A 20,397-nucleotide genomic window follows, 5' to 3' on the forward strand; every position below is an offset into this window, starting at 1 on the left:
GGAGGGCGTATGAGCGAGTCGATTGGCGTGATCATCCTGGCGGCCGGAACGGGCAGCCGTTTTCGCCGGATTGCAGGCCCCGGCAAGGATAAATTGCTCGCCGATTGCACCGGGCGTGACGGTGCCGTGCGCTCGGTAATCGAGCAGGTGCTGGTGAATCTGCCAGCCTCCCTGGAAAAGCGCGTGCTGGTGACGAGCAAGGATCGACCGCAAGCCATTCGCATGGCCCAGGCCTATGGCTGCGATGTCGTGGAGCTGGACTCCCCTGGCTTGGGCGACAGCATTGCCGCCGGTGTCCAGGCCTGCCCTGAGCTTGATGGCTGGCTGATGGTGCTGGGTGACATGCCCTTCATCCTGCCGTCGAGCATCGAGCAGGTGGTGGCGGCGATTCGCACGGACGGCATCAGCGTGCCGGTCCTGGCCGGTGAGTACGGGCATCCGGTGGGGTTTGGTCGTGGGTTTGGGCCGAAACTGATGGCATTGACCGGCGATCGCGGCGCCAAGGTATTGTTTGCCGGGGCGCAAGTGGTCGAAGTGCCGGTGGATGACCCTGGCGTGACCTGGGATGTGGATGTGCCAGAGGCGCTGGTCTTCAAATAACAGGCGACGCAGAACCCTGTGGGAGCGAGCTTGCTCGCGAAAGCGGTCTGACTTCAGCATTGATGCAAGCTGACCCGGCGCCATCGCGAGCAAGCTCGCTCCCACATTGGATCTTCAGTGGGCATAAGTCTTGTGCCTGGTCCCAGTCTCCCTGTGGATAACTCTGAAGGCATAAAAAAGCCCCGCCTGGGGTCACCGGGCGGGGCTTTTTACTGGGCGTTGGAATCAGGCGTGAGGTTTAGGCTCGTGCTCTTTTTCCAGGGCTTCAGGGTGACGCGGTGCGATTTCTTCAGCGGTATGCTGAGGTTCGTCGAACGTCGGAGCCGATTCAACCGGGGTTTCGGCGACCGGGGCAGGGGCTGCCTCGGCGACTTCTTCCACGACTGGCGCAGGCTCGGCAGCAGGCGCTTGGGCGGCGGCAGCGGCAGCTTGTTCGGCTTCCTTCTGCAGACGCTCGGCTTCACGCTTGCGACGACGCACTTCACGTGGATCGTTCGGTGCACGGCCATTCGCGGTCAGGGCGCTGGCAGGTGCAGGCTCCACCGGGGCAGGGGCTTCGGCAACCACCGGCGCCTCGACCACTGGAGCAGGCTCGACCACTTCTGGCTCGACCGCTTTCACGGGCTCTGGTGCCGGCTCAGGCTCGACAACAGGTGCCGGTGCGGCTGGCTCGGCGCTCCAGTTGAACGCAGTCTGCTCTTCGCGGACAGGCTCTGGTGCCTTTTCCTCGGCCGGTGCTTCGACGACCGGTTCGGCAGCAACGACTGGAGCCTCGACGACCGGTGCAGGCTCGACGGCGACTTCGGCTTCAGGCTGGGCTTCATGAGCCGGTGCGAGTTCCACTTCTGGCGAGGCGGTGACTTCTACCGGGGTGGTGGCTTCGACCACTGGCGCTTCAACCGGCGCGCTTTCCACCGCAGCGGTGGCACGTTCGGCTTGTTCGTGAGCCTGGGCTTCGGCCGGGGCACTGATCGCGCTGCTGGCAACGGCCGCAGTCACGGCCAGGCCGGCAGCCAGGTCCGCGGCGCTTGGCGCTTCGGCGTTCTCGGTGGATTCGGACTCTTCCGAACCTTCGATCACGTTGCCGTTGGCGTCGCGCTGACGTTCACGACGGTTGCTGCGACGACGCTGGCCACGGGAGCGGCGGCGTGGACGATCGCCTTCGGCGGTGTCCTGGCCATCTTCCTGCAACTGCTCTTCGGCATTCAGCACTTCTTCTTCGCTGGCAGCGGCGGCTGCCTGCTCGGCGCGTGGCTGGCGTTCTTCACGTGGAGGACGCGGTGCGCGTTCTTCACGAGGCTGGCGGGCTGGACGCTCTTCAGCGGTGGCGGCAGCCACAGCCGGGGCGGCATCCAGTGGCTCGCGCAGCTCACGAACACGTTCTTCGCGCTCGCCACGTGGCTTGCGGTCTTCACGCGGTGCGCGTGGCTGGCGTTCTTCACGCGGCGGACGCGGTGCGCGTTCTTCGCGGGCTACGGCTGGCGCTTCCTCACGGGCTTCGCGCGGCTGGCGTTCTTCACGCGGCTCACGTGGCGCACGTTCTTCACGCGGTGCACGTTCTTCGCGAGGCTTGCGCTCTTCATCGCGACGACCGTTGCGGTTGCGGGTCTGCTGACGACCGTTGCGGCGTTCTTCGTTGCGGGCAGGACGCTCGGTAGCGGCAGGCTTGGCGACGACGGCCGGGGTAGCGGGTTCTTCCTTGGTGGCGAACAGGCTGACCAGCGACTTCACCAGGCCTTTGAACAGGCTTGGCTCGGGGGCTGCGGCCGGGGCGGCAACCGGAGCGGCCACTTCGGTCGGAACCGGAGCGTTGGCGCGGGCCGGAGCAGTCTTGACCGCGGCTTCCTGGCGAACCAGGGTGCGAGTGGCGGCGGCCGGCTGGACTTCTTCCACTTCGGCAGCAGCGGCAGCGATTTCGTAGCTGGACTGATTGGTGTGGGCTTCCGGGCTGTCATCGCGCAGGCGCTGCACTTCGAAGTGCGGCGTCTCGAGGTGATCGTTCGGCAGGATGACGATGCGGGCGCGGGTGCGCAGTTCGATCTTGGTGATCGAGTTGCGTTTTTCGTTGAGCAGGAACGCGGCCACCGGGATCGGCACCTGGGCGCGAACTTCGGCGGTGCGGTCTTTCAGGGCTTCTTCTTCGATCAGGCGCAGGATCGCCAGGGACAGCGACTCCACGTCACGGATGATGCCGGTGCCGTTGCAACGCGGGCAAACGATGCCGCTGCTTTCGCCCAGGGACGGACGCAGGCGCTGACGGGACATTTCCAGCAGGCCGAAGCGCGAGATGCGACCGACCTGTACGCGGGCGCGGTCGGCTTCCAGGCATTCACGGACCTTTTCTTCCACGGCGCGCTGGTTCTTGGCCGGGGTCATGTCGATGAAGTCGATGACGATCAGGCCGCCGATGTCGCGCAGGCGCAACTGACGGGCGATTTCCTCGGCGGCTTCAAGGTTGGTCTGCAGGGCGGTTTCTTCGATGTCGCTGCCTTTGGTGGCGCGGGCCGAGTTGATGTCGATGGACACCAGGGCTTCGGTCGGGTCGATGACGATGGAGCCGCCGGACGGCAGTTCGACGACGCGCTGGAAGGCGGTCTCGATCTGGCTTTCGATCTGGAAACGGTTGAACAGCGGAACGCTGTCTTCGTAGAGCTTGATCTTGCTGGCGTACTGCGGCATCACCTGGCGAATGAAGGTCAGGGCTTCGTCCTGGGCTTCGACGCTGTCGATCAGCACTTCGCCGATATCCTGGCGCAGGTAATCGCGGATGGCGCGGATGATCACGTTGCTTTCCTGGTAGATCAGGAACGGCGCGGAACGATCCAGCGAGGCTTCTTTGATGGCAGTCCACAGTTGCAGCAGGTAGTCGAGGTCCCACTGCATTTCTTCGCTGCTGCGGCCCAGGCCGGCAGTGCGCACGATCAGGCCCATGTCGGCTGGCGCGACCAGGCCGTTGAGGGCCTCGCGCAGTTCGTTGCGCTCTTCGCCTTCGATGCGGCGGGAGATGCCGCCGGCACGCGGGTTGTTCGGCATCAGGACCAGGTAACGGCCGGCCAGGCTGATGAAGGTGGTCAGGGCGGCGCCCTTGTTGCCACGTTCTTCTTTTTCGACCTGGACAATGACTTCCTGGCCTTCGCTCAGGACGTCCTTGATGTTGACGCGGCCTTCAGGGGCCTTCTTGAAGTATTCGCGGGAGATTTCTTTGAGGGGCAGGAAGCCATGGCGCTCGGAGCCGAAATCGACAAAGGCAGCCTCAAGGCTTGGTTCGATGCGAGTAATCCGGCCTTTATAGATGTTGGCCTTCTTCTGCTCGCGTGCACCGGATTCGATATCCAGGTCGTAGAGGCGCTGGCCGTCTACCAGTGCAACACGCAACTCTTCGGGTTGAGTTGCGTTAATCAGCATTCTTTTCATGTAGTACCGTCGGTTTCCGGGCTGCCGGAAACGGCGTTCGGCACACACGACTTCTCACGGTCGGTGTCAGGTGCGTCCTGGAGATGGCGAGGCCATTCCAGTGTCCAGCGAGTTCGACCCAATGATGGCGAAGTCGCGACGGACGCGTCCTGCTTGCTGGTACTCAAGCACTCAGTCAGGAGGAGGAATCAACCGGCGCCTGTGGACGAGATGAAGCGTCTAAATATAAGCCTAGTGCTACACAGTCCGACGGTTGTACGTCTCCACCCTACACGTATCCCTGATAATTCGGGTGCTGCCGCGCGCAGAATCCGCAGCGGGTTGGCATTTACCGTGAGCTCCGGAAGGGGAGGTCACGCATCATGGCTAATTTAGGCGTTGTTTCCGAAGCGCTCGCTCGGGGTCGTTCGCAGCTGACTGCACTTTGTGAACTGGCCGTGAATGTGGCGCGCAAGGCGAGTCAAAACTCTGCTTTGCGGCGTATTTCAGGCCTCATGTCACCTGCGCTCGTTACACCTGAAAACTCTACCGTTACGTAGCGAAAGCCCCGTAGGACGGCCTCTCGTCCTCGTGAATTGCGTTGGTCAGGGCCGGTTTTTAACCGCTGGTCCACTGTCCAGCCACTTTTGGCGGCGTTCGCGACTATAGCAGCAATGATTAAGTGCTTCAATTCCATAAAAAATTGTTATGATCGCCGCCATGACAACTACTGCCCCTTCGACCCCTGGCGTTCAACTGCTCGAGGTCTCGCCGGAATATGCCGGCCAACGAATCGACAATTTCCTGCTGGCCCGGCTCAAAGGCGTGCCCAAGACCTTGATCTACCGCATTTTGCGCAAAGGCGAAGTGCGGGTGAATAAAGGTCGGATCAAGCCCGAATACAAGCTCCAGGCCGGTGACATCGTGCGCGTGCCGCCGGTTCGCGTGCCCGAGCGCGATGAGCCGGTGCCCTTGGCACAGGGGTTGTTGCAACGCCTCGAAGCCTCGATCGTCTACGAAGACAAGGCCCTGATCGTGATCAACAAGCCCGCGGGCATTGCGGTTCACGGCGGCAGCGGCCTGAACTTCGGTGTGATCGAAGCCTTTCGTCAGCTGCGTCCGGACGCCAAGGAACTGGAGCTGGTCCATCGCCTCGACCGTGACACCTCCGGCCTGCTGATGATCGCCAAGAAACGCAGCATGTTGCGCCACCTGCACGAGCAATTGCGCGGCGACGGCGTCGACAAGCGCTACATGGCGCTGGTGCGTGGCCGCTGGGAAACTTCCATCAAGCAAGTGCGTGCGCCGCTGCTCAAGAGCAACCTGCGTTCCGGCGAGCGCATGGTCGAAGTCAACGAGGAGGGCAAGGAGGCGCTGACGGTGTTCAAGGTATTGCGCCGTTTCGACGACTTCGCCACCTTGGTCGAGGCCAAGCCAGTGACCGGGCGCACGCACCAGATCCGTGTCCATACCCTGCACGCCGGCCATTGCATCGCCGGTGACAGCAAATACGGCGATGACGATTTCACCAAGGAAATCCGCGACCTGGGCGGCAAGCGCCTGTTTCTCCACGCTTATATGCTCACGGTGCCGCTGCCCGATGGCGGCGAGCTGAAATTGCAGGCCCCGGTGGACGACATGTGGGCCAAGACGGTGGAGCGGTTGAGTGCATCCTGAGTACAAATTGCTGATATTCGATTGGGACGGCACTCTTGCCAATTCCATCGGTCGGATCGTGGAGTCGATGCATGTCGCATCGGATCGCTCGGGTTTTGCCCGGTGCGACGATTTCGCGGTGAAGGGCATCATCGGCTTGGGATTGCCGGAAGCGATTCGCAGTTTGTACCCGGAGATCGACGACGATGAGCTGGTGGTTTTTCGCCAGCACTATGCCGATCACTACATTGCGCTGGAGGCCGAGCCTTCGCCTTTGTTCGAGGGCGTGGTTCATACCCTTGAAACCTTGAAGGGCGAGGGTTACCGCTTGGCGGTCGCGACCGGCAAGGCTCGTCGCGGGCTGGATCGGGTATTGAAGGCCCATGGTTGGGACGATTATTTCGATATCACCCGTGCCGCCGACGAGACGGCCAGCAAGCCGCATCCGCTGATGCTCGAGCAGATACTGGCTCATTGTGGGATGCAGCCTGCACAGGCGTTGATGGTGGGGGATTCTTCGTTCGACTTGCAGATGGCGCGCAATGCCGGCATGGGTTCGGTGGCTGTCAGCTACGGTGCGCAGTCCATCGAGGCACTCAAGGCGTTCGAGCCGCGACTGGCGATTGACCATTTTCCTGAATTGCACGCCTGGCTGAGCCAGCGCGCCGATTAAAGTCTGTTGAGGATGCATGTATGACCGATGAATGGAAGGCACCGGCCAAGGCGAGCGCTGACAACGGTGACGAAAAAAGCTGGAAGCTGCTGGAAAAGACCCTGTTGGCCGGGGTGGAGGAGCAGCGTCGTGCGCGCCGCTGGGGGATCTTCTTCAAGTGCCTGGTCTTCATCTATCTGTTTTTCGGCTTGGCGATGATCTTCCAGGCGGTTGATGGCAAGAAGAGTCCGGGAGGTGGTTCGGCCTATACGGCGGTCATCGACATCGAGGGCGTGATTGCCGACAAGGAAGCGGCCAGTGCGGACAATATCATCGGCAGTCTGCGGGCGGCATTCGAAGATTCGAAGGTCAAGGGTGTGGTACTGCGCATCAACAGTCCGGGTGGCAGCCCGGTGCAGGCCGGCTACGTTTATGACGAAATCGTCCGCTTGCGTGCGGCGCATCCGGATATCAAGGTCTACGCGGTGATTTCCGACCTCGGTGCCTCCGGCGCCTACTACATCGCCAGCGCGGCGGACCAGATCTATGCCGACAAGGCCAGCCTGGTGGGCTCCATTGGCGTGACGGCGGCGGGTTATGGCTTCGTCGAGACGCTGGACAAGCTTGGGGTGGAGCGCCGGGTCTATACCGCGGGCGAGCATAAGTCCTTCCTCGATCCGTTCCAGCCGCAAAAGCCCGAGGAGACGGCGTTCTGGCAGGGCGTGCTCGACACGACCCACAGGCAGTTCATCGCCAGCGTCAAGAAAGGGCGGGGCGAGCGCTTGAAAGACAAGGAACACCCGGAGCTCTTCTCCGGGCTGGTCTGGTCGGGCGAGCAGGCGTTGCCGCTGGGCCTGATCGATGGCTTGGGTAGTGCCAGTTCGGTGGCTCGGGACGTGATTGGCGAGAAGGAACTGGTGGATTTCACCATCGAAGAGTCGCCGCTCGACCGTTTCTCGAAAAAACTGGGCGCCAGCATCGCCGAGCGTCTGGCGATGTGGATGGGGTTCCAGGGGCCGGCGTTGCGCTGATTGCCTTGGGATTTCAATGCGGGGGGAGGCTGGCAGCCCCTCGCCACAAGTTTTGTATTTGGCAGTGGTTACTCTCAATGCCCGGGCTTCAGGGGATTTGCACGCCCTCGGCCAGCAACATGTCCACAAGACGAATCAGCGGCAGTCCGACCAGGCTGGTGGCGTCCGGTCCTTCGGTGCTCTGGAACAGGCTTACGCCCAGTCCTTCGGCCTTGAAGCTGCCGGCGCAATCGTAGGGTTGCTCGGCGCGCAGATAGCGTTCGACGCGCTCTGGATCCAGGGTGCGCATATTGACCGCAAACGCAACGCAATCGACCTGGCAGGCGCCCGTCTGGCTATTGAGCAACGCCAGGCCGGTCAGGAACGTGACCTTGGCGCCGCTGGCGGCCAGCAGTTGTTCGCGGGCGTTCTCGAAGGTGTGAGGCTTGCCCAGGATGCGCTCGCCGAGCACGGCGACCTGGTCTGAGCCGATGATCAGGTGTCCTGGATGGCTTTGAGCCAATGCCAGGGCTTTTTCCCGGGCCAGGCGCTTGACCAGTTCGAGGGCGGGTTCGCCGGGCCGATGGCTTTCGTCGATATCGGGTGAGCGGCAGACGAACGGCAGTCCCAGGCGGGCAAGCAATTCCCGGCGATAGACCGAGCTTGAGGCAAGTAATAAAGGCAGCATGGGCATCTCCAGGAGTCGGGGGCGAATTCTAGCGAGGCACGCAAGTGACGGACAGGGCTGAATTTCCTTTGACATGGCCGGGGGCATCCCTATAATGCTGCGCCTATGTTGAATGACCCGATTCCACCTCACGTTGACCCGCGCAAATTGGCTGACCGTGGCACCACCCTTCAAGGTGAACTGCTGCTGGCCGATTTGAAGAGACTCTGCGACCCGCTTTCCGACGATGTCGGTACGGTCCAGGCCAAATTCGTTTTTGAACGAGATGAACGTAAATCTGTGGTTATCCACAGCTTTATCGACACTGAAGTCAAAATGGTTTGCCAGCGTTGTCTTGAGCTGGTCACCCTGCCGATCCACAGCGAATGCAGTTACGCCGTGGTGAAGGAGGGTGCGAATACCCAGTCGTTACCGAAAGGTTATGACGTGCTGGAACTGGGCGAAGATCCATTGGATCTGCAGTCACTGATCGAGGAGGAGCTTCTGCTCGCCTTGCCCATTGTGCCTGCTCATCATCCGGAAGAATGCCAGCAGCCGGCGGGAGCAGATGAGCCCGAACCGAGCGAGGACGAGGTAACGCGGTCCAACCCGTTCAGTGTATTGGCGCAGTTAAAGCGTGACCCAAACGTTTAGGAGTTAATCAATTATGGCTGTTCAGCAGAACAAAAAATCCCGCTCTGCCCGTGACATGCGCCGTTCGCACGACGCTCTCGAGGCTAGCACCCTGTCCGTAGAAAAGACCACCGGTGAAGTTCACCTGCGTCACCACGTATCGCCAGAAGGCGTATACCGTGGCCGTAAAGTGATCGACAAGGGCGCCGACGAGTAATCACTTGTCCGCTCAAGTCATCGCGATTGACGCAATGGGCGGGGACTTCGGTCCCCGCAGCATTGTTCAGGCCAGCCTTGCTTGTCTGAATGCCACACCCTCGCTGCACCTGACCCTCGTCGGTCAATCCCCCCTCCTGGAAGACATGCTCAGCGGCCAATCGGCTGTGGATCGCGCGCGCCTGGCGATTGTCCCGGCGTCCGAAGTCATCACCATGGACGAAAAGCCGGCCCAGGCCCTGCGCGGCAAGCCTGACGCCTCGATGCGGGTGGCCCTTGAGCTGTTGCGTGATGGCAAGGTCCAAGCCTGTGTCAGTGCTGGCAATACCGGTGCGCTGATGGCGCTGTCACGCTATGTGCTCAAGACCTTGCCGGGTATCGACCGGCCCGCGATGGTGGCGGCGATCCCGACCCAGCGTGGGTTCTGTCAGTTGCTCGATTTGGGGGCGAACGTCGATTGCAGTGCCGAGCATCTGCTGCAGTTTGCGGTGATGGGCTCGGTCGCGGCTGAAACCCTGGGCATCGTCCGTCCTCGCGTGGCGTTGCTGAACATCGGCACCGAAGACATCAAGGGCAACCAGCAGGTCAAGCTGGCGGCCACGTTGTTGCAGGCTGCGCGGGGCATCAACTACATCGGTTTCGTCGAAGGCGATGGTTTGTACCGTGGCGAGGCCGATGTGGTGGTCTGTGACGGTTTCGTGGGCAATATCCTGCTCAAGTCCAGCGAGGGGCTGGCGACCATGATCGGTCAGCGCATCGAGACCTTGTTCAGGCAGAGTCTCGCTTCGCGGGTGGTCGGTGCTCTGGCGCTGCCGTTGATGCGTCGCTTGCAGGCGGACCTGGCGCCGGCACGGCACAACGGTGCGAGTTTCCTCGGACTGCAAGGTATCGTGATCAAGAGTCACGGGTCGGCGGGCGTGCAGGGTTTCCAAAGTGCGATCAACCGAGCGTTGATCGAGATCCAGGAGAACCTGCCGGAGCGCTTGCACGGTCGCCTCGAGGATTTGTTAACTTAGGCGTTTTCGTCCGACAATGCTTAAATGTGACCGGTCGGTTCAACCCGCCATCCAACTTTCAGTTTGCTAACGCCCCCAGGGGCGTCAATTTTTGACGACAGATCATTAGGGGCTTTGTTTTCATGTCTGCTTCCCTCGCATTCGTCTTTCCAGGGCAGGGCTCGCAGTCCCTCGGCATGCTGGCCGAGCTGGGCGCGCAATACCCGCTGGTCCTCGAAACATTCAAAGAAGCTTCCGATGCGCTCGGCTATGACTTGTGGGCACTGACCCAGCAAGGGCCGGAAGAGCGGCTCAATCAAACCGATAAAACCCAACCGGCCATCCTCACCGCCTCGATCGCCTTGTGGCGCCTGTGGCTGGCTGAAGGCGGCGCGCGTCCGGCATTCGTCGCCGGTCACAGCCTGGGCGAATACAGCGCCCTCGTGGCCGCTGGCAGCCTGAGCCTGGGCGCCGCGGTGAAGCTGGTGGAGCGTCGTGGCCAGTTGATGCAAGAGGCTGTTCCGGCCGGGCAGGGCGGCATGGCCGCGATTCTCGGCCTGGAAGACGCCGATGTACTGGCGGCCTGCGCCGAGGCGGCGCAAGGCGAAGTGGTCAGCGCGGTGAACTTCAACTCCCCGGGCCAGGTGGTCATCGCCGGTGCCAAGGCGGCTGTCGAGCGTGCCATCGAGGGCTGCAAGGCCCGTGGTGCCAAGCGCGCCATGCCACTGCCGGTCAGCGTGCCGTCGCACTGTGAACTGATGCGTCCGGCCGCCGAGCGCTTTGCCGAGTCCATCGCTGCCATCGACTGGCAGACCCCGCAGATTCCCGTGGTGCAGAATGTCAGTGCCGACGTGGCGCCTGATCTCGAGACCTTGAAGCGTGATCTGCTGGAACAACTCTACAAGCCGGTTCGCTGGGTCGAATCGGTGCAGACCCTGGCAGCCAAGGGCGCGACCGAACTGGTCGAATGCGGTCCTGGCAAAGTGCTGGCAGGCCTGAACAAACGCTGCGCCGAAGGCGTGTCGACTTCCAACCTCAATACCCCAGATGCCTTCGCCGCCGCCCGTGCAGCGCAGGCCTGAACAGGAGAAACTTGCATGAGTCTGCAAGGTAAAGTTGCACTGGTGACCGGTGCAAGCCGTGGCATCGGCCAGGCCATCGCCCTGGAGCTGGGTCGTCAAGGCGCCATCGTCATCGGCACCGCGACTTCCGCTTCGGGCGCCGAGCGTATCGCCGCGACCCTGAAGGAAAACGACATCCAGGGCACCGGCCTGGAGCTGAACGTCACCAGCGACGAGTCCGTTGCGGCGGTGCTGGCAAGTATTCAGGAGCAGTTCGGCGCGCCGGCGATCCTGGTCAATAATGCCGGTATCACCCGCGATAACCTGATGATGCGCATGAAAGATGACGAATGGTTCGACGTCGTCGACACCAACCTGAACAGCCTGTTCCGGCTGTCCAAGGGCGTTCTGCGTGGCATGACCAAGGCTCGCTGGGGTCGAATTATCAGTATTGGCTCGGTTGTGGGTGCCATGGGCAACGCAGGCCAAGTAAACTATGCTGCGGCGAAGGCCGGTCTGGAAGGTTTCAGCCGTGCGCTGGCGCGTGAAGTGGGTTCGCGCTCGATTACGGTAAACTCGGTAGCTCCGGGTTTCATCGACACCGACATGACCCGTGAACTGCCGGAAGCACAGCGCGACGCCTTGTTGACACAGATTCCGCTGGGTCGTCTGGGGCAAGCTCAAGAAATCGCGTCCGTGGTCGCTTTTCTTGCGTCGGACGGTGCGGCATACGTGACCGGGGCTACAATCCCGGTGAACGGCGGGATGTACATGAGTTAAATGTGACGGATTGCTTCAAAAAAATGTCATACGAGCTGTCTAAAATCCGTTATAAAGCTGCAATCAATTTATAGACGGCGGGCCGCGGGGTTTGAGGAGTGAAGCTTTCGGTTGAAAAACCGAAAAGTTCTTCTATACACTTACCCACCGGCCAGCTGCCTGAATTTGTCCATTAGGAGTGAAAACAAGGTATGAGCACCATCGAAGAGCGCGTCAAGAAAATCGTTGCCGAGCAACTGGGCGTTAAAGAAGAAGAAGTTGTGAACACCGCTTCCTTCGTTGAAGACCTGGGTGCCGACTCCCTTGACACCGTTGAGCTGGTGATGGCTCTGGAAGAGGAATTCGAGACCGAGATTCCTGACGAAGAAGCTGAGAAGATCACTACTGTACAAGCTGCTATCGACTACGTTACCAGCCACCAGGCGTAATCGTTTTTAGTCGTCGCTAGCTGTCATGGAAAAACCGCACTGCCGTCACGGCGTGCGGTTTTTTCTTTAGGCCTGATGCAAAGTCGTCATTAGAAAAAGGAGAGTGCTGTGTCGCGTAGACGCGTCGTAGTCACCGGTATGGGTATGTTGTCGCCACTGGGTACGGATGTGCCGAGCAGTTGGCAGGGCATTCTGGCTGGCCGCAGTGGCATTGGTCTGATCGAACACACCGACCTTTCTGCCTATTCCACCCGTTTTGGCGGCTCGGTAAAGGGCTTCAATGTCGAGGAATACCTGTCGGTCAAGGAAGCCCGCAAGCTCGACCTGTTCATTCAATACGGCCTGGCAGCCGGTTTCCAGGCAGTGCGTAACGCTGGCCTGGAAGTCACCGACGCCAACCGTGAACGCATCGGCGTGGCCATGGGTTCGGGTATTGGCGGTTTGACCAATATAGAAGAAACCAGCCGTACGCTGCACGATTCGGGGCCGCGACGGATTTCTCCGTTCTTCGTGCCGGGCTCGATCATCAACATGATTTCCGGTTTCCTGTCCATCCACCTGGGTGCCCAGGGGCCCAACTACGCCATCGCCACGGCGTGCACCACCGGTACCCACTGTATCGGCATGGCCGCGCGCAACATCATGTACGACGAAGCGGACGTGATGATCGCCGGTGGCGCTGAAATGGCCGCTTGCGGTCTTGGCATGGGCGGTTTCGGCGCGTCCCGTGCGCTGTCGACCCGCAACGACGAGCCCGCCCGCGCGAGCCGGCCATGGGACAAGGGCCGCGATGGCTTCGTATTGTCCGACGGTGCCGGTGCGCTGGTGCTCGAGGAGCTGGAACACGCCAAGGCGCGCGGCGCGACCATCTACGCCGAGCTGATCGGCTTCGGCACCAGTGGCGACGCGTACCACATGACCTCGCCACCGGCCGATGGCGCCGGTGCCGCCCGTTGCATCGCCAATGCCTTGCGTGACGCGAAAATCAACGGTGAGCAGGTGCAGTACATCAACGCCCACGGTACTTCCACGCCGGCCGGCGACCTGGCCGAAGCCCAGGCGATCAAGACCGTGTTCGGCGAGCACGCCTACAAGCTGGCGGTCAGCTCGACCAAGTCCATGACCGGTCACCTGCTGGGTGCGGCTGGGGCGGTGGAAGCGATCTTCAGCGTACTGGCGATCAACAGCCAGACGGCGCCGCCGACCATCAACCTCGATGAGCCGGACGACGGCTGCGACCTGGACTTCGTGCCGCACACTGCCCGCAGCATGGACATCGATGTGGTGCTGTCCAACTCATTCGGCTTTGGCGGGACCAACGGTTCGCTGGTGTTCCGCCGGTTCGCCGGTTGATGGAAAGCTGGGTCGACGGTCAGCCAGCCGACGTCCTGTCGCTGAAAGATCGCGGCCTGGCTTACGGGGATGGGTTGTTCGAGACCATCGCCGTACGCGGTGGCAGCCTGCTGTTGCTGGAACGTCACCTGCAGCGCCTGGAAGCAGGTTGCCAGCGGTTGGCGTTCAACGTCGACACGAGCGCGTTGAACGCAGAGCTGGATGCCTATGCCCGCGACCTGGGCGATGGCGTGCTGAAGTTGATCGTGACCCGTGGCGACAGCCTGCGCGGTTATGCCGCCGATCCTTCGACGCCGGCCAGGCGCATCCTGCAAGGCAGTCCGCCGGCCGCCTATCCCGCCGTCCATGGCGACCAAGGCATTCTTCTGTTTCCCTGCACCGTGCGTTTGTCCGAGCAGCCCTTGCTCGCCGGGCTCAAGCACCTCAATCGCCTGGAACAAGTGCTGGCTCGTGCCGAATGGCGCGATACGCAGTACGCTGAAGGCTTGATGCTGGACGCGTCCGGACGAGTGATCGAAGGTGTGTTCAGTAACCTGTTCCTGGTGCGCGATGGCGTCTTGTTCACGGCGGACCTGAGCCGTTGCGGCGTGGCCGGCGTGATGCGCGCCGAATTATTGTTTCAAGCCAAGTCCCAAGGCATCGCCACGCAAATCACCGACATCAGCCTCGAACAACTGCACCAGGCCGATGAAGTCTTCGTCTGTAATAGCGTTTATGGCGTGTGGCCGGTACGCGGATGCGGTTCGGCGCGCTGGTCGGTTGGCCCGCTCACCCGTAAACTGCAGACCCTTGCCCGTGCGCTATTGGATGTTTGATTCGTGAGACGTAAATTCTTGCTGCTGCTGGAGACCGGACTGGTCCTGGCAGGGCTGTTGTTGGGTGCTTCGGCCTGGAAGATTCATTCGGCGCTGCAACAGCCGCTGAACATCACCCAGGAAGAATTGCTGGACGTGCCCAACGGGACCACCCCGACCGGAACCCTCAAGCGCCTCGAAGCCGATGGCTTGATCAAGGACGCTTTCTGGCTGCGGATCTATTGGCGCTTCAATCTTGCCGACCAGCCCTTGCACTCCGGCGAATACCGTATGGTGCCGGGCATGACCATGGAAGGCCTGATCGCCGTCTGGAAGCGCGGCGAAGTGGTGCAATACAGCGTGACGCTGGTGGAGGGCTGGAATTTCCGCCAGGTGCGCGCCGCACTGGCCAAGGATGAAAAGCTCCAGCAGACCCTCACCGACCTGAGCGACAGCCAGGTCATGGACCGTCTCGGTCATTCGGGCGTATTTCCCGAGGGTCGGTTCTTCCCGGACACCTATCGCTTCGTGCGGGGTACCTCGGACGTCGACCTGCTGAAGAAAGCCTACGACCGCCTGGAAGACGTGCTTGCCAAAGAGTGGGCACAGCGTTCCGCCGATGTGCCTTACACCTTGCCGTACCAGGCGTTGATCATGGCGTCCCTGGTGGAGAAGGAAACCGGCGTGCCCCAGGAACGCGGGCAGATTGCCGGCGTCTTTGTACGGCGCATGCGCCTGGGCATGCTGCTGCAGACCGATCCCACGGTGATCTACGGCCTGGGCGAGCGTTACACGGGTAAACTCACCCGCGCCCATTTGAAAGAAGAAAACCCCTATAACACCTACCTGATCCCGGGCTTGCCGCCGACGCCGATCGCGATGGTGGGACGTGAAGCGATTCACGCCGCGTTGAACCCGGCACCGGGGAACAGCCTTTACTTTGTCGCACGGGGCGATGGCAGCCACGTGTTTTCCGATGACCTGGAGTCGCACAACAACGCGGTGCGCGAGTTCCAGCTCAAGCGCCGTGCCGACTACCGCTCCAGCCCGGCCCCGGCAACGCCGGACGAGCAGGCGCCGATCCCGGCGGCATCGCCCGACACGGCCCCCGAACCGGACGCCAGCGAGCCACCGAGCCCGCAATGACTTTGATTAAGGATCGCCCCGTGACTGGCTTGTTTATAACGCTGGAAGGCCCGGAAGGCGCCGGCAAGAGCACCAACCGCGAATACCTGGCCGCACGCCTGCGGGCCGCCGGCATCGAGGTGGTATTGACCCGTGAGCCGGGCGGTACGCCGCTGGCCGAGCGCATTCGCGAGGTTCTGCTGGCCCCCCTTGAAGAGGTCATGAACCCTGACACTGAGCTGCTGCTGGTGTTCGCTGCCCGGGCGCAGCATCTGGCCGAGGTGATTCGCCCGGCGCTGGCCCGTGGCGCCGTGGTGCTCTGCGATCGTTTTACCGATTCGACCTACGCCTACCAGGGCGGCGGCCGGGGCTTGTCCGTGGAGCGCATCGCCGCGTTGGAAACCTTCGTCCAGGGTGACCTGCGACCGGACCTTACCCTGGTGTTCGACTTGCCAGTGGAAATTGGCCTGGCCCGCGCCAGCGCCCGTGGCCGGCTGGATCGTTTCGAGCTTGAGGGCCAGGACTTCTTCAATGCCGTGCGCAACGCCTTCCTGGGGCGCGCGAAGGCCGATCCGGCGCGTTACCTGCTGATCGATGCCGCGCAGCCGCTGACCCAGGTCCAGCAATCCCTGGACGGCTTGCTGCCACGTTTGCTGGAGCGTGTCCGTGGCTGAAGCCTATCCCTGGCAAGACGGTCTCTGGCAGCAACTGGCCGGTCGTGCCCAGCATGCCCACGCCTATCTGCTGCACGGCCCGGTCGGCATCGGTAAGCGGGCACTGGCCGAACGCCTGATGGCCAGCCTGCTGTGCCTGCGGCCGGGTGCTTCGAACGCCTGCGGTGAATGCAAGTCCTGCCTGCTGCTCAAGGCCGGCAGCCATCCCGACAATTACGTGCTGGAACCGGAAGAGGCGGACAAGGCGATCAAGGTCGACCAGGTCCGGGACCTGGTCAGCTTCGTGGTTCAGACCTCGCAGATGGGTGGGCGCAAAGTGGTGCTGATCGAGCCGGTCGAGTCGATGAACATCAACGCTGCCAACGCCTTGCTCAAGAGCCTCGAAGAGCCCTCCGGCGATACCGTGCTGCTGTTGGTCAGCCACCAGCCGAGTCGCTTGTTGCCGACCATCAAGAGTCGCTGCGTGCAACAGGCCTGTCCATTGCCGAGCGAAGCGATGAGCTTGCAATGGCTGGCCCAGGCCTTGCCCGACAACACCGATGAAGAACGTATCGAGCTGCTGACCCTCGCGGCCGGTTCGCCCCTGGCGGCTGTCAGCCTTCAGGCCCAAGGCGTGCGTGAACAGCGGGCCCTGGTGGTGGACGGGGTGAAGAAACTGCTCAAGCAGCAGCAATCCCCCACGCAGCTGGCCGAGGGTTGGAACGCTATTCCGCTACTCCTGCTGTTTGACTGGTTCTGCGACTGGTCGAGCCTGATCCTGCGTTACCAGTTGACCGAAGACGAGGCGGGCCTGGGGTTGGCGGACATGCGCAAGGTGATCCAGTACCTGGCGCAAAAAAGCAGCCAGGATAAAATCTTGAACATCCAGGACTGGATTCTTGCCCAACGGCAGAAGGTGCTGAGCAAGGCGAACCTCAATCGGGTGCTGTTGCTCGAGGCGCTGCTGGTGCAGTGGGCGAGTTTGCCTGGTCGAAACTGACAGACACGGCCCAGCTACTAGACTCAGCTCAACCGCAGCGGAGATCAGCATGAACGAACCTGTCAGTCCCGGCCCACGCAACGGCATCCTGTCCCTGACCATCAAGGACAAGTCGGTGCTTTACGCCGCCTACATGCCCTTCATCAAGAACGGCGGCCTGTTCATTCCGACCAACAAGAATTATCGCTTGGGCGATGAAGTGTTCATGCTCTTGAGCCTGATGGACGAGGCGGAGAAAATCCCGGTCGCTGGCAAGGTGATCTGGCTGACCCCCAAGGGCGCCCAGGGCAATCGGGCCGCCGGCGTAGGCGTGCAGTTCAACGACGGCGACAATTCGGCCCGCAATCAGATCGAAACCCACTTGGCCGGCTCCCTGAAGTCCGACCGTCCCACCCATACGATGTAGCCTGGCCTTTTATGCTTGTAGATTCCCATTGTCACCTTGACCGTCTCGACCTCGCTGCCCACGGCGGTTCCCTGGATGCTGCGCTGGATGCAGCCCGTGAGCGGGGTGTGGGGCACTTCCTGTGCATCGGCGTCAGCGCCGATAACGCCGCCGACGTCAAGGCCTTGGCCGAGCGGTATGCCGATGTCGACTGTTCAGTCGGTGTCCACCCACTGGATGTCCAGCCCGACGCCGCGCCGGCGCTCGATTGGCTGTTGCGTGAGCTCGATCATCCACGGGTGGTCGCCATTGGCGAAACCGGCTTGGACTATCACTACGAGCCGGAAGCCGCCGATGTGCAGCAAGCCTCGTTCCGGCTGCACCTGGAGGCCGCCCGGCAGACCGGTAAGCCGGTGATCATCCACACCCGTGGCGCCCGGGCCGACACCCTGGCCCTGCTGCGTGACGCCGCGCTGCCCCAGGCCGGTGTGCTGCATTGCTTCACCGAAGACTGGGACATGGCCAAGGCGGCCCTGGACATGGGCTATTACATTTCCTTGTCCGGGATTGTCACGTTCCGCAATGCCGATGCCTTGCGCGACGTTGCGAGCAAAGTGCCGGCCGATCGGCTGTTGGTGGAAACCGACTCGCCTTACCTGGCGCCGATTCCGTATCGCGGCAAGCCGAACCTTCCGCAATACGTACGGGAAGTGGCAGAATTTCTGGCGATGTTGCGCGGTGAGTCCTACGAGCGGTTTGCCGAGCAGACGACGGAAAACTTTAAGCAATTGTTTCCACTGGCTCACGTCCGTTCGGTGGATGCCTGAATCCCATGCAAAAAAAACCCGGGTTCTGGGGGGTGAATCCGGGTTAAGACCATTAGGAGTAAAACAAAGGCACGCGGTCCGTTGGTACCTTTATCAGCGCGTCACTTGGGGGAGATGTCGCGCCGACAGTTCAAGTATTGATCAGTATGCCAACGCGTCCAGTCGGGCCGGGGCGGTTTTTAAACAAATTTGGAATACGCTCGCTTCGGATAAGTTCTCACTGTCGGCAAAGCTCGCCAGGGCGGCGCATTGACCCGGGAAACGGCGAGCCAGGTGTGTACGGTTTTGTGAAGAACAGTGGCCGGGAGCGGATGATCCGTGCATTTTTGCGTAAGTTAGGCATAATACCCGGCTTCGAATTTTGACCCTTCAGACCTTTTTCTTATGCACAAAGAACCCCGTAAGGTCCGTGAGTTTCGCCGCCGCGAGCAGGAAATTCTCGACACCGCGCTCAAGTTGTTCCTCGACCAGGGTGAAGACAGTGTCACCGTCGAGATGATTGCGGATGCCGTGGGTATCGGCAAAGGCACGATTTATAAACATTTCAAATCCAAGGCGGAGATCTACCTGCGCCTGATGCTCGACTACGAGCGCGATTTGAACGAGCTGTTGCATTCGGCCGATGTGGACAAGGACAAGGAGGCCCTGTCCCGGGCCTACTTCGAGTTCCGCATGCGCGACCCGCAGCGCTACCGCTTGTTCGACCGTCTGGAAGAGAAGGTGGTCAAGGGCAACCAGGTGCCGGAGATGGTCGAGGAACTGCACAAGATCCGCGCCTCGAACTTCGAACGCCTGACCCTGCTGATCAAGGGCCGGATCAGCGAGGGCAAGCTCGAGGACGTGCCGCCTTATTTCCACTATTGCGCTGCCTGGGCGTTGGTGCATGGCGCGGTGGCGCTGTACCACTCGCCGTTCTGGAGCAACGTGCTGGAAGACCAGGAAGGTTTCTTCCAGTTCCTGATGGACATCGGCGTGCGCATGGGAAACAAGCGCAAGCGCGATACCGACGTTCCGAGCAACTGATTGGCCGCCAGGCAACAAGACATTCAGCTGCCTTATTGCGCCATGTCCGCTTACATGGCGCAGTGCCCCAGTAATATACTCAGGCTTGGGTCTTGCGAAATCTTGATCTTCAGGTCAATTATCGCGAGTCCGATTTTTCTTGTGCCGGAGTGATCCATGATCGTTGACCGTCAAGGCAGGCGTTTCCGTAATTTGCGGATCAGCCTGACCTCAGCCTGCAATTACGCCTGTACCTATTGCGTGCCTGATGGCAAGCGGTTGGTGGCTGCGCAGGATGAATTGTCGGCTGACGCCATGGCGCGCGGCGTGGCCTATTTGATCGAGGCCGCCGGTATCGAGCGGCTGCGCATCACGGGTGGCGAGCCGCTGGTCAGCCCCAAGCTCGAGCGTTTCATGACGGCTGTGGGGCAGATGGGCCTGGAAGACATCAGCCTGACCACCAATGGCCAGTTGCTAGCGAAAAAACTGCCCTTGCTGGTGGACGCTGGTATTCGTCGCATCAACGTTTCCCTCGACACCCTGGACCCCGTTGCGTTTCGCAGCATCGCCCGTGGCGGCGACCTGGCGACCGTGCTCGACGGCATGGAACAGGCTCGGGCCGCCGGGTTGAAGATCAAGGTCAACATGGTGCCGTTGCGCGGACAGAACCTGGACCAGGTGATGCCGTTGCTCGAATACTGTCTGGAACGTGGTTACGAGTTGCGTTTCATCGAGTTGATGCGCATGGGCCACCTGGCCAGCGACTCCAACGCCTTCCTGCAGCAGTTCGTCAGCCTCCAGCAACTGCTCAGCCTGATCGGCGACCAGTACGAATACCTGCAAGCCGACGCGCCGGTGGATGCCACGGCGGTGCGCTATGAAATCCCGGGGCTGGGGCATTTCGGCGTGATCGCCAATGAAAGCGTGCCTTTCTGCCGGACCTGCTCGCGCCTGCGGCTGTCTTCTACGGGGTGGTTGCATGGCTGCCTGTCGTCGAGTAACCGTCACTTCGTCGGCGACCTGTTGGACAAGCCACGCCATCAGGCCTTGCCGGCGCTTCAGCGCTTGTTGGTCAAGGCACTGGGGGACAAGCAGGAGGTGGCATTCTCCGGTGGCGCAACCATCATGAAAATCATCGGCGGCTGATCTATTGCTATCGCGGGCAAG

General features: G+C 61.5%; 21 protein-coding genes. 19 read left to right on the forward strand and 2 right to left on the reverse strand.

The features are described from left to right. The first annotated feature begins 9 nt into the window (after positions 1–9). On the forward strand, positions 10–600 hold the full coding sequence (locus BLU85_RS17990; protein WP_092201902.1) for a nucleotidyltransferase family protein: 591 nt from the start codon (positions 10–12) through the stop codon (positions 598–600). A 225-nt stretch (positions 601–825) separates the two neighbouring features. Here BLU85_RS17990 and rne read toward each other — a convergent pair whose 3' ends face one another. Beyond that, the gene (rne, locus tag BLU85_RS17995; RefSeq protein WP_371914242.1) at positions 826–4,014 is read right to left on the reverse strand and encodes a ribonuclease E; all 3,189 of its coding nucleotides are present in this window, start codon (positions 4,012–4,014) and stop codon (positions 826–828) included. A 699-nt stretch (positions 4,015–4,713) separates the two neighbouring features. Between rne and rluC the strand changes: the two genes are divergently transcribed. The 3 genes from rluC to BLU85_RS18010 are packed head-to-tail and all read left to right on the forward strand — an operon-like array spanning position 4,714 to position 7,332. Beyond that, positions 4,714–5,670, forward strand: a complete 957-nt coding sequence (gene rluC, locus BLU85_RS18000) for a 23S rRNA pseudouridine(955/2504/2580) synthase RluC (RefSeq protein WP_060743156.1) — start codon at positions 4,714–4,716, stop codon at positions 5,668–5,670. Next, positions 5,660–6,322 carry an HAD-IA family hydrolase gene (locus tag BLU85_RS18005; RefSeq protein ID WP_092201906.1) on the forward strand — a complete coding sequence of 221 codons (663 nt, stop codon included), beginning with the start codon at positions 5,660–5,662 and terminating at the stop codon, positions 6,320–6,322. Before rluC ends, BLU85_RS18005 begins: the two co-directional genes overlap by 11 nt. Before the next feature lie 20 nt (positions 6,323–6,342). Continuing rightward, on the forward strand, positions 6,343–7,332 hold the full coding sequence (locus BLU85_RS18010) for a S49 family peptidase (RefSeq protein ID WP_092201908.1): 990 nt from the start codon (positions 6,343–6,345) through the stop codon (positions 7,330–7,332). An 88-nt stretch (positions 7,333–7,420) separates the two neighbouring features. Here the strand turns inward: BLU85_RS18010 and BLU85_RS18015 are convergent, their stop codons facing one another. Further along, positions 7,421–7,999, reverse strand: a complete 579-nt coding sequence (locus BLU85_RS18015) for a Maf family protein (protein ID WP_092201910.1) — start codon at positions 7,997–7,999, stop codon at positions 7,421–7,423. A 105-nt stretch (positions 8,000–8,104) separates the two neighbouring features. Between BLU85_RS18015 and BLU85_RS18020 the strand changes: the two genes are divergently transcribed. The 15 genes from BLU85_RS18020 (at position 8,105) to BLU85_RS18090 (ending at position 20,376) form a co-directional block, all read left to right on the forward strand. Next, positions 8,105–8,632 (forward strand): YceD family protein, encoded by a 528-nt coding sequence (locus BLU85_RS18020; RefSeq protein WP_003204262.1) that lies wholly within the window; start codon positions 8,105–8,107, stop codon positions 8,630–8,632. Positions 8,633–8,645: 13 nt separating this feature from the next. After that, entirely contained in the window at positions 8,646–8,828 is a 183-nt protein-coding gene (gene rpmF / locus BLU85_RS18025; protein ID WP_003179396.1) for a 50S ribosomal protein L32, read from the forward strand. A 4-nt stretch (positions 8,829–8,832) separates the two neighbouring features. Further along, positions 8,833–9,843: a phosphate acyltransferase PlsX gene (plsX, locus tag BLU85_RS18030; RefSeq protein WP_092201912.1), complete on the forward strand. Its 1,011-nt coding sequence runs from the start codon at positions 8,833–8,835 to the stop codon at positions 9,841–9,843. 122 nt (positions 9,844–9,965) lie between these two features. Continuing rightward, positions 9,966–10,904 (forward strand): ACP S-malonyltransferase, encoded by a 939-nt coding sequence (gene fabD / locus BLU85_RS18035; protein WP_092201914.1) that lies wholly within the window; start codon positions 9,966–9,968, stop codon positions 10,902–10,904. 15 nt (positions 10,905–10,919) lie between these two features. Further along, positions 10,920–11,663, forward strand: coding sequence for a 3-oxoacyl-ACP reductase FabG (fabG, locus tag BLU85_RS18040; protein ID WP_092201916.1), 744 nt, complete (start codon positions 10,920–10,922; stop codon positions 11,661–11,663). 191 nt (positions 11,664–11,854) lie between these two features. Further along, positions 11,855–12,091: an acyl carrier protein gene (acpP, locus tag BLU85_RS18045; RefSeq protein WP_003175607.1), complete on the forward strand. Its 237-nt coding sequence runs from the start codon at positions 11,855–11,857 to the stop codon at positions 12,089–12,091. A 108-nt stretch (positions 12,092–12,199) separates the two neighbouring features. Next, positions 12,200–13,444: a beta-ketoacyl-ACP synthase II gene (fabF, locus tag BLU85_RS18050; protein ID WP_060741232.1), complete on the forward strand. Its 1,245-nt coding sequence runs from the start codon at positions 12,200–12,202 to the stop codon at positions 13,442–13,444. Further along, entirely contained in the window at positions 13,444–14,259 is an 816-nt protein-coding gene (gene pabC / locus BLU85_RS18055; RefSeq protein WP_092201918.1) for an aminodeoxychorismate lyase, read from the forward strand. The genes fabF and pabC overlap by 1 nt, the downstream gene beginning before the upstream one ends. A 3-nt stretch (positions 14,260–14,262) precedes the next feature. Then, a complete protein-coding gene (gene mltG, locus BLU85_RS18060; protein ID WP_092201920.1) occupies positions 14,263–15,384 on the forward strand; it encodes an endolytic transglycosylase MltG in 1,122 nt (373 codons plus the stop codon). A 20-nt stretch (positions 15,385–15,404) separates the two neighbouring features. Beyond that, positions 15,405–16,037, forward strand: coding sequence for a dTMP kinase (gene tmk / locus BLU85_RS18065; protein ID WP_092201922.1), 633 nt, complete (start codon positions 15,405–15,407; stop codon positions 16,035–16,037). Then, entirely contained in the window at positions 16,030–17,016 is a 987-nt protein-coding gene (locus tag BLU85_RS18070; protein ID WP_092168519.1) for a DNA polymerase III subunit delta', read from the forward strand. Before tmk ends, BLU85_RS18070 begins: the two co-directional genes overlap by 8 nt. Before the next feature lie 49 nt (positions 17,017–17,065). Continuing rightward, entirely contained in the window at positions 17,066–17,422 is a 357-nt protein-coding gene (locus tag BLU85_RS18075) for a PilZ domain-containing protein (RefSeq protein WP_092201924.1), read from the forward strand. A gap of 11 nt (positions 17,423–17,433) precedes the next feature. Continuing rightward, entirely contained in the window at positions 17,434–18,228 is a 795-nt protein-coding gene (locus BLU85_RS18080; protein ID WP_092201926.1) for a TatD family hydrolase, read from the forward strand. 384 nt (positions 18,229–18,612) lie between these two features. Continuing rightward, a complete protein-coding gene (locus tag BLU85_RS18085) occupies positions 18,613–19,251 on the forward strand; it encodes a TetR/AcrR family transcriptional regulator (RefSeq protein ID WP_060741238.1) in 639 nt (212 codons plus the stop codon). A 156-nt stretch (positions 19,252–19,407) separates the two neighbouring features. Next, complete coding sequence (locus tag BLU85_RS18090) at positions 19,408–20,376, forward strand: GTP 3',8-cyclase MoaA (protein ID WP_060741239.1); 969 nt, start codon at positions 19,408–19,410, stop codon at positions 20,374–20,376. The last annotated feature ends 21 nt before the right edge of the window (positions 20,377–20,397 follow it).

The sequence above is a fragment of the Pseudomonas sp. NFACC14 genome (genome assembly GCF_900106885.1).
Classification (GTDB): domain Bacteria; phylum Pseudomonadota; class Gammaproteobacteria; order Pseudomonadales; family Pseudomonadaceae; genus Aquipseudomonas; species Aquipseudomonas fluorescens_AA.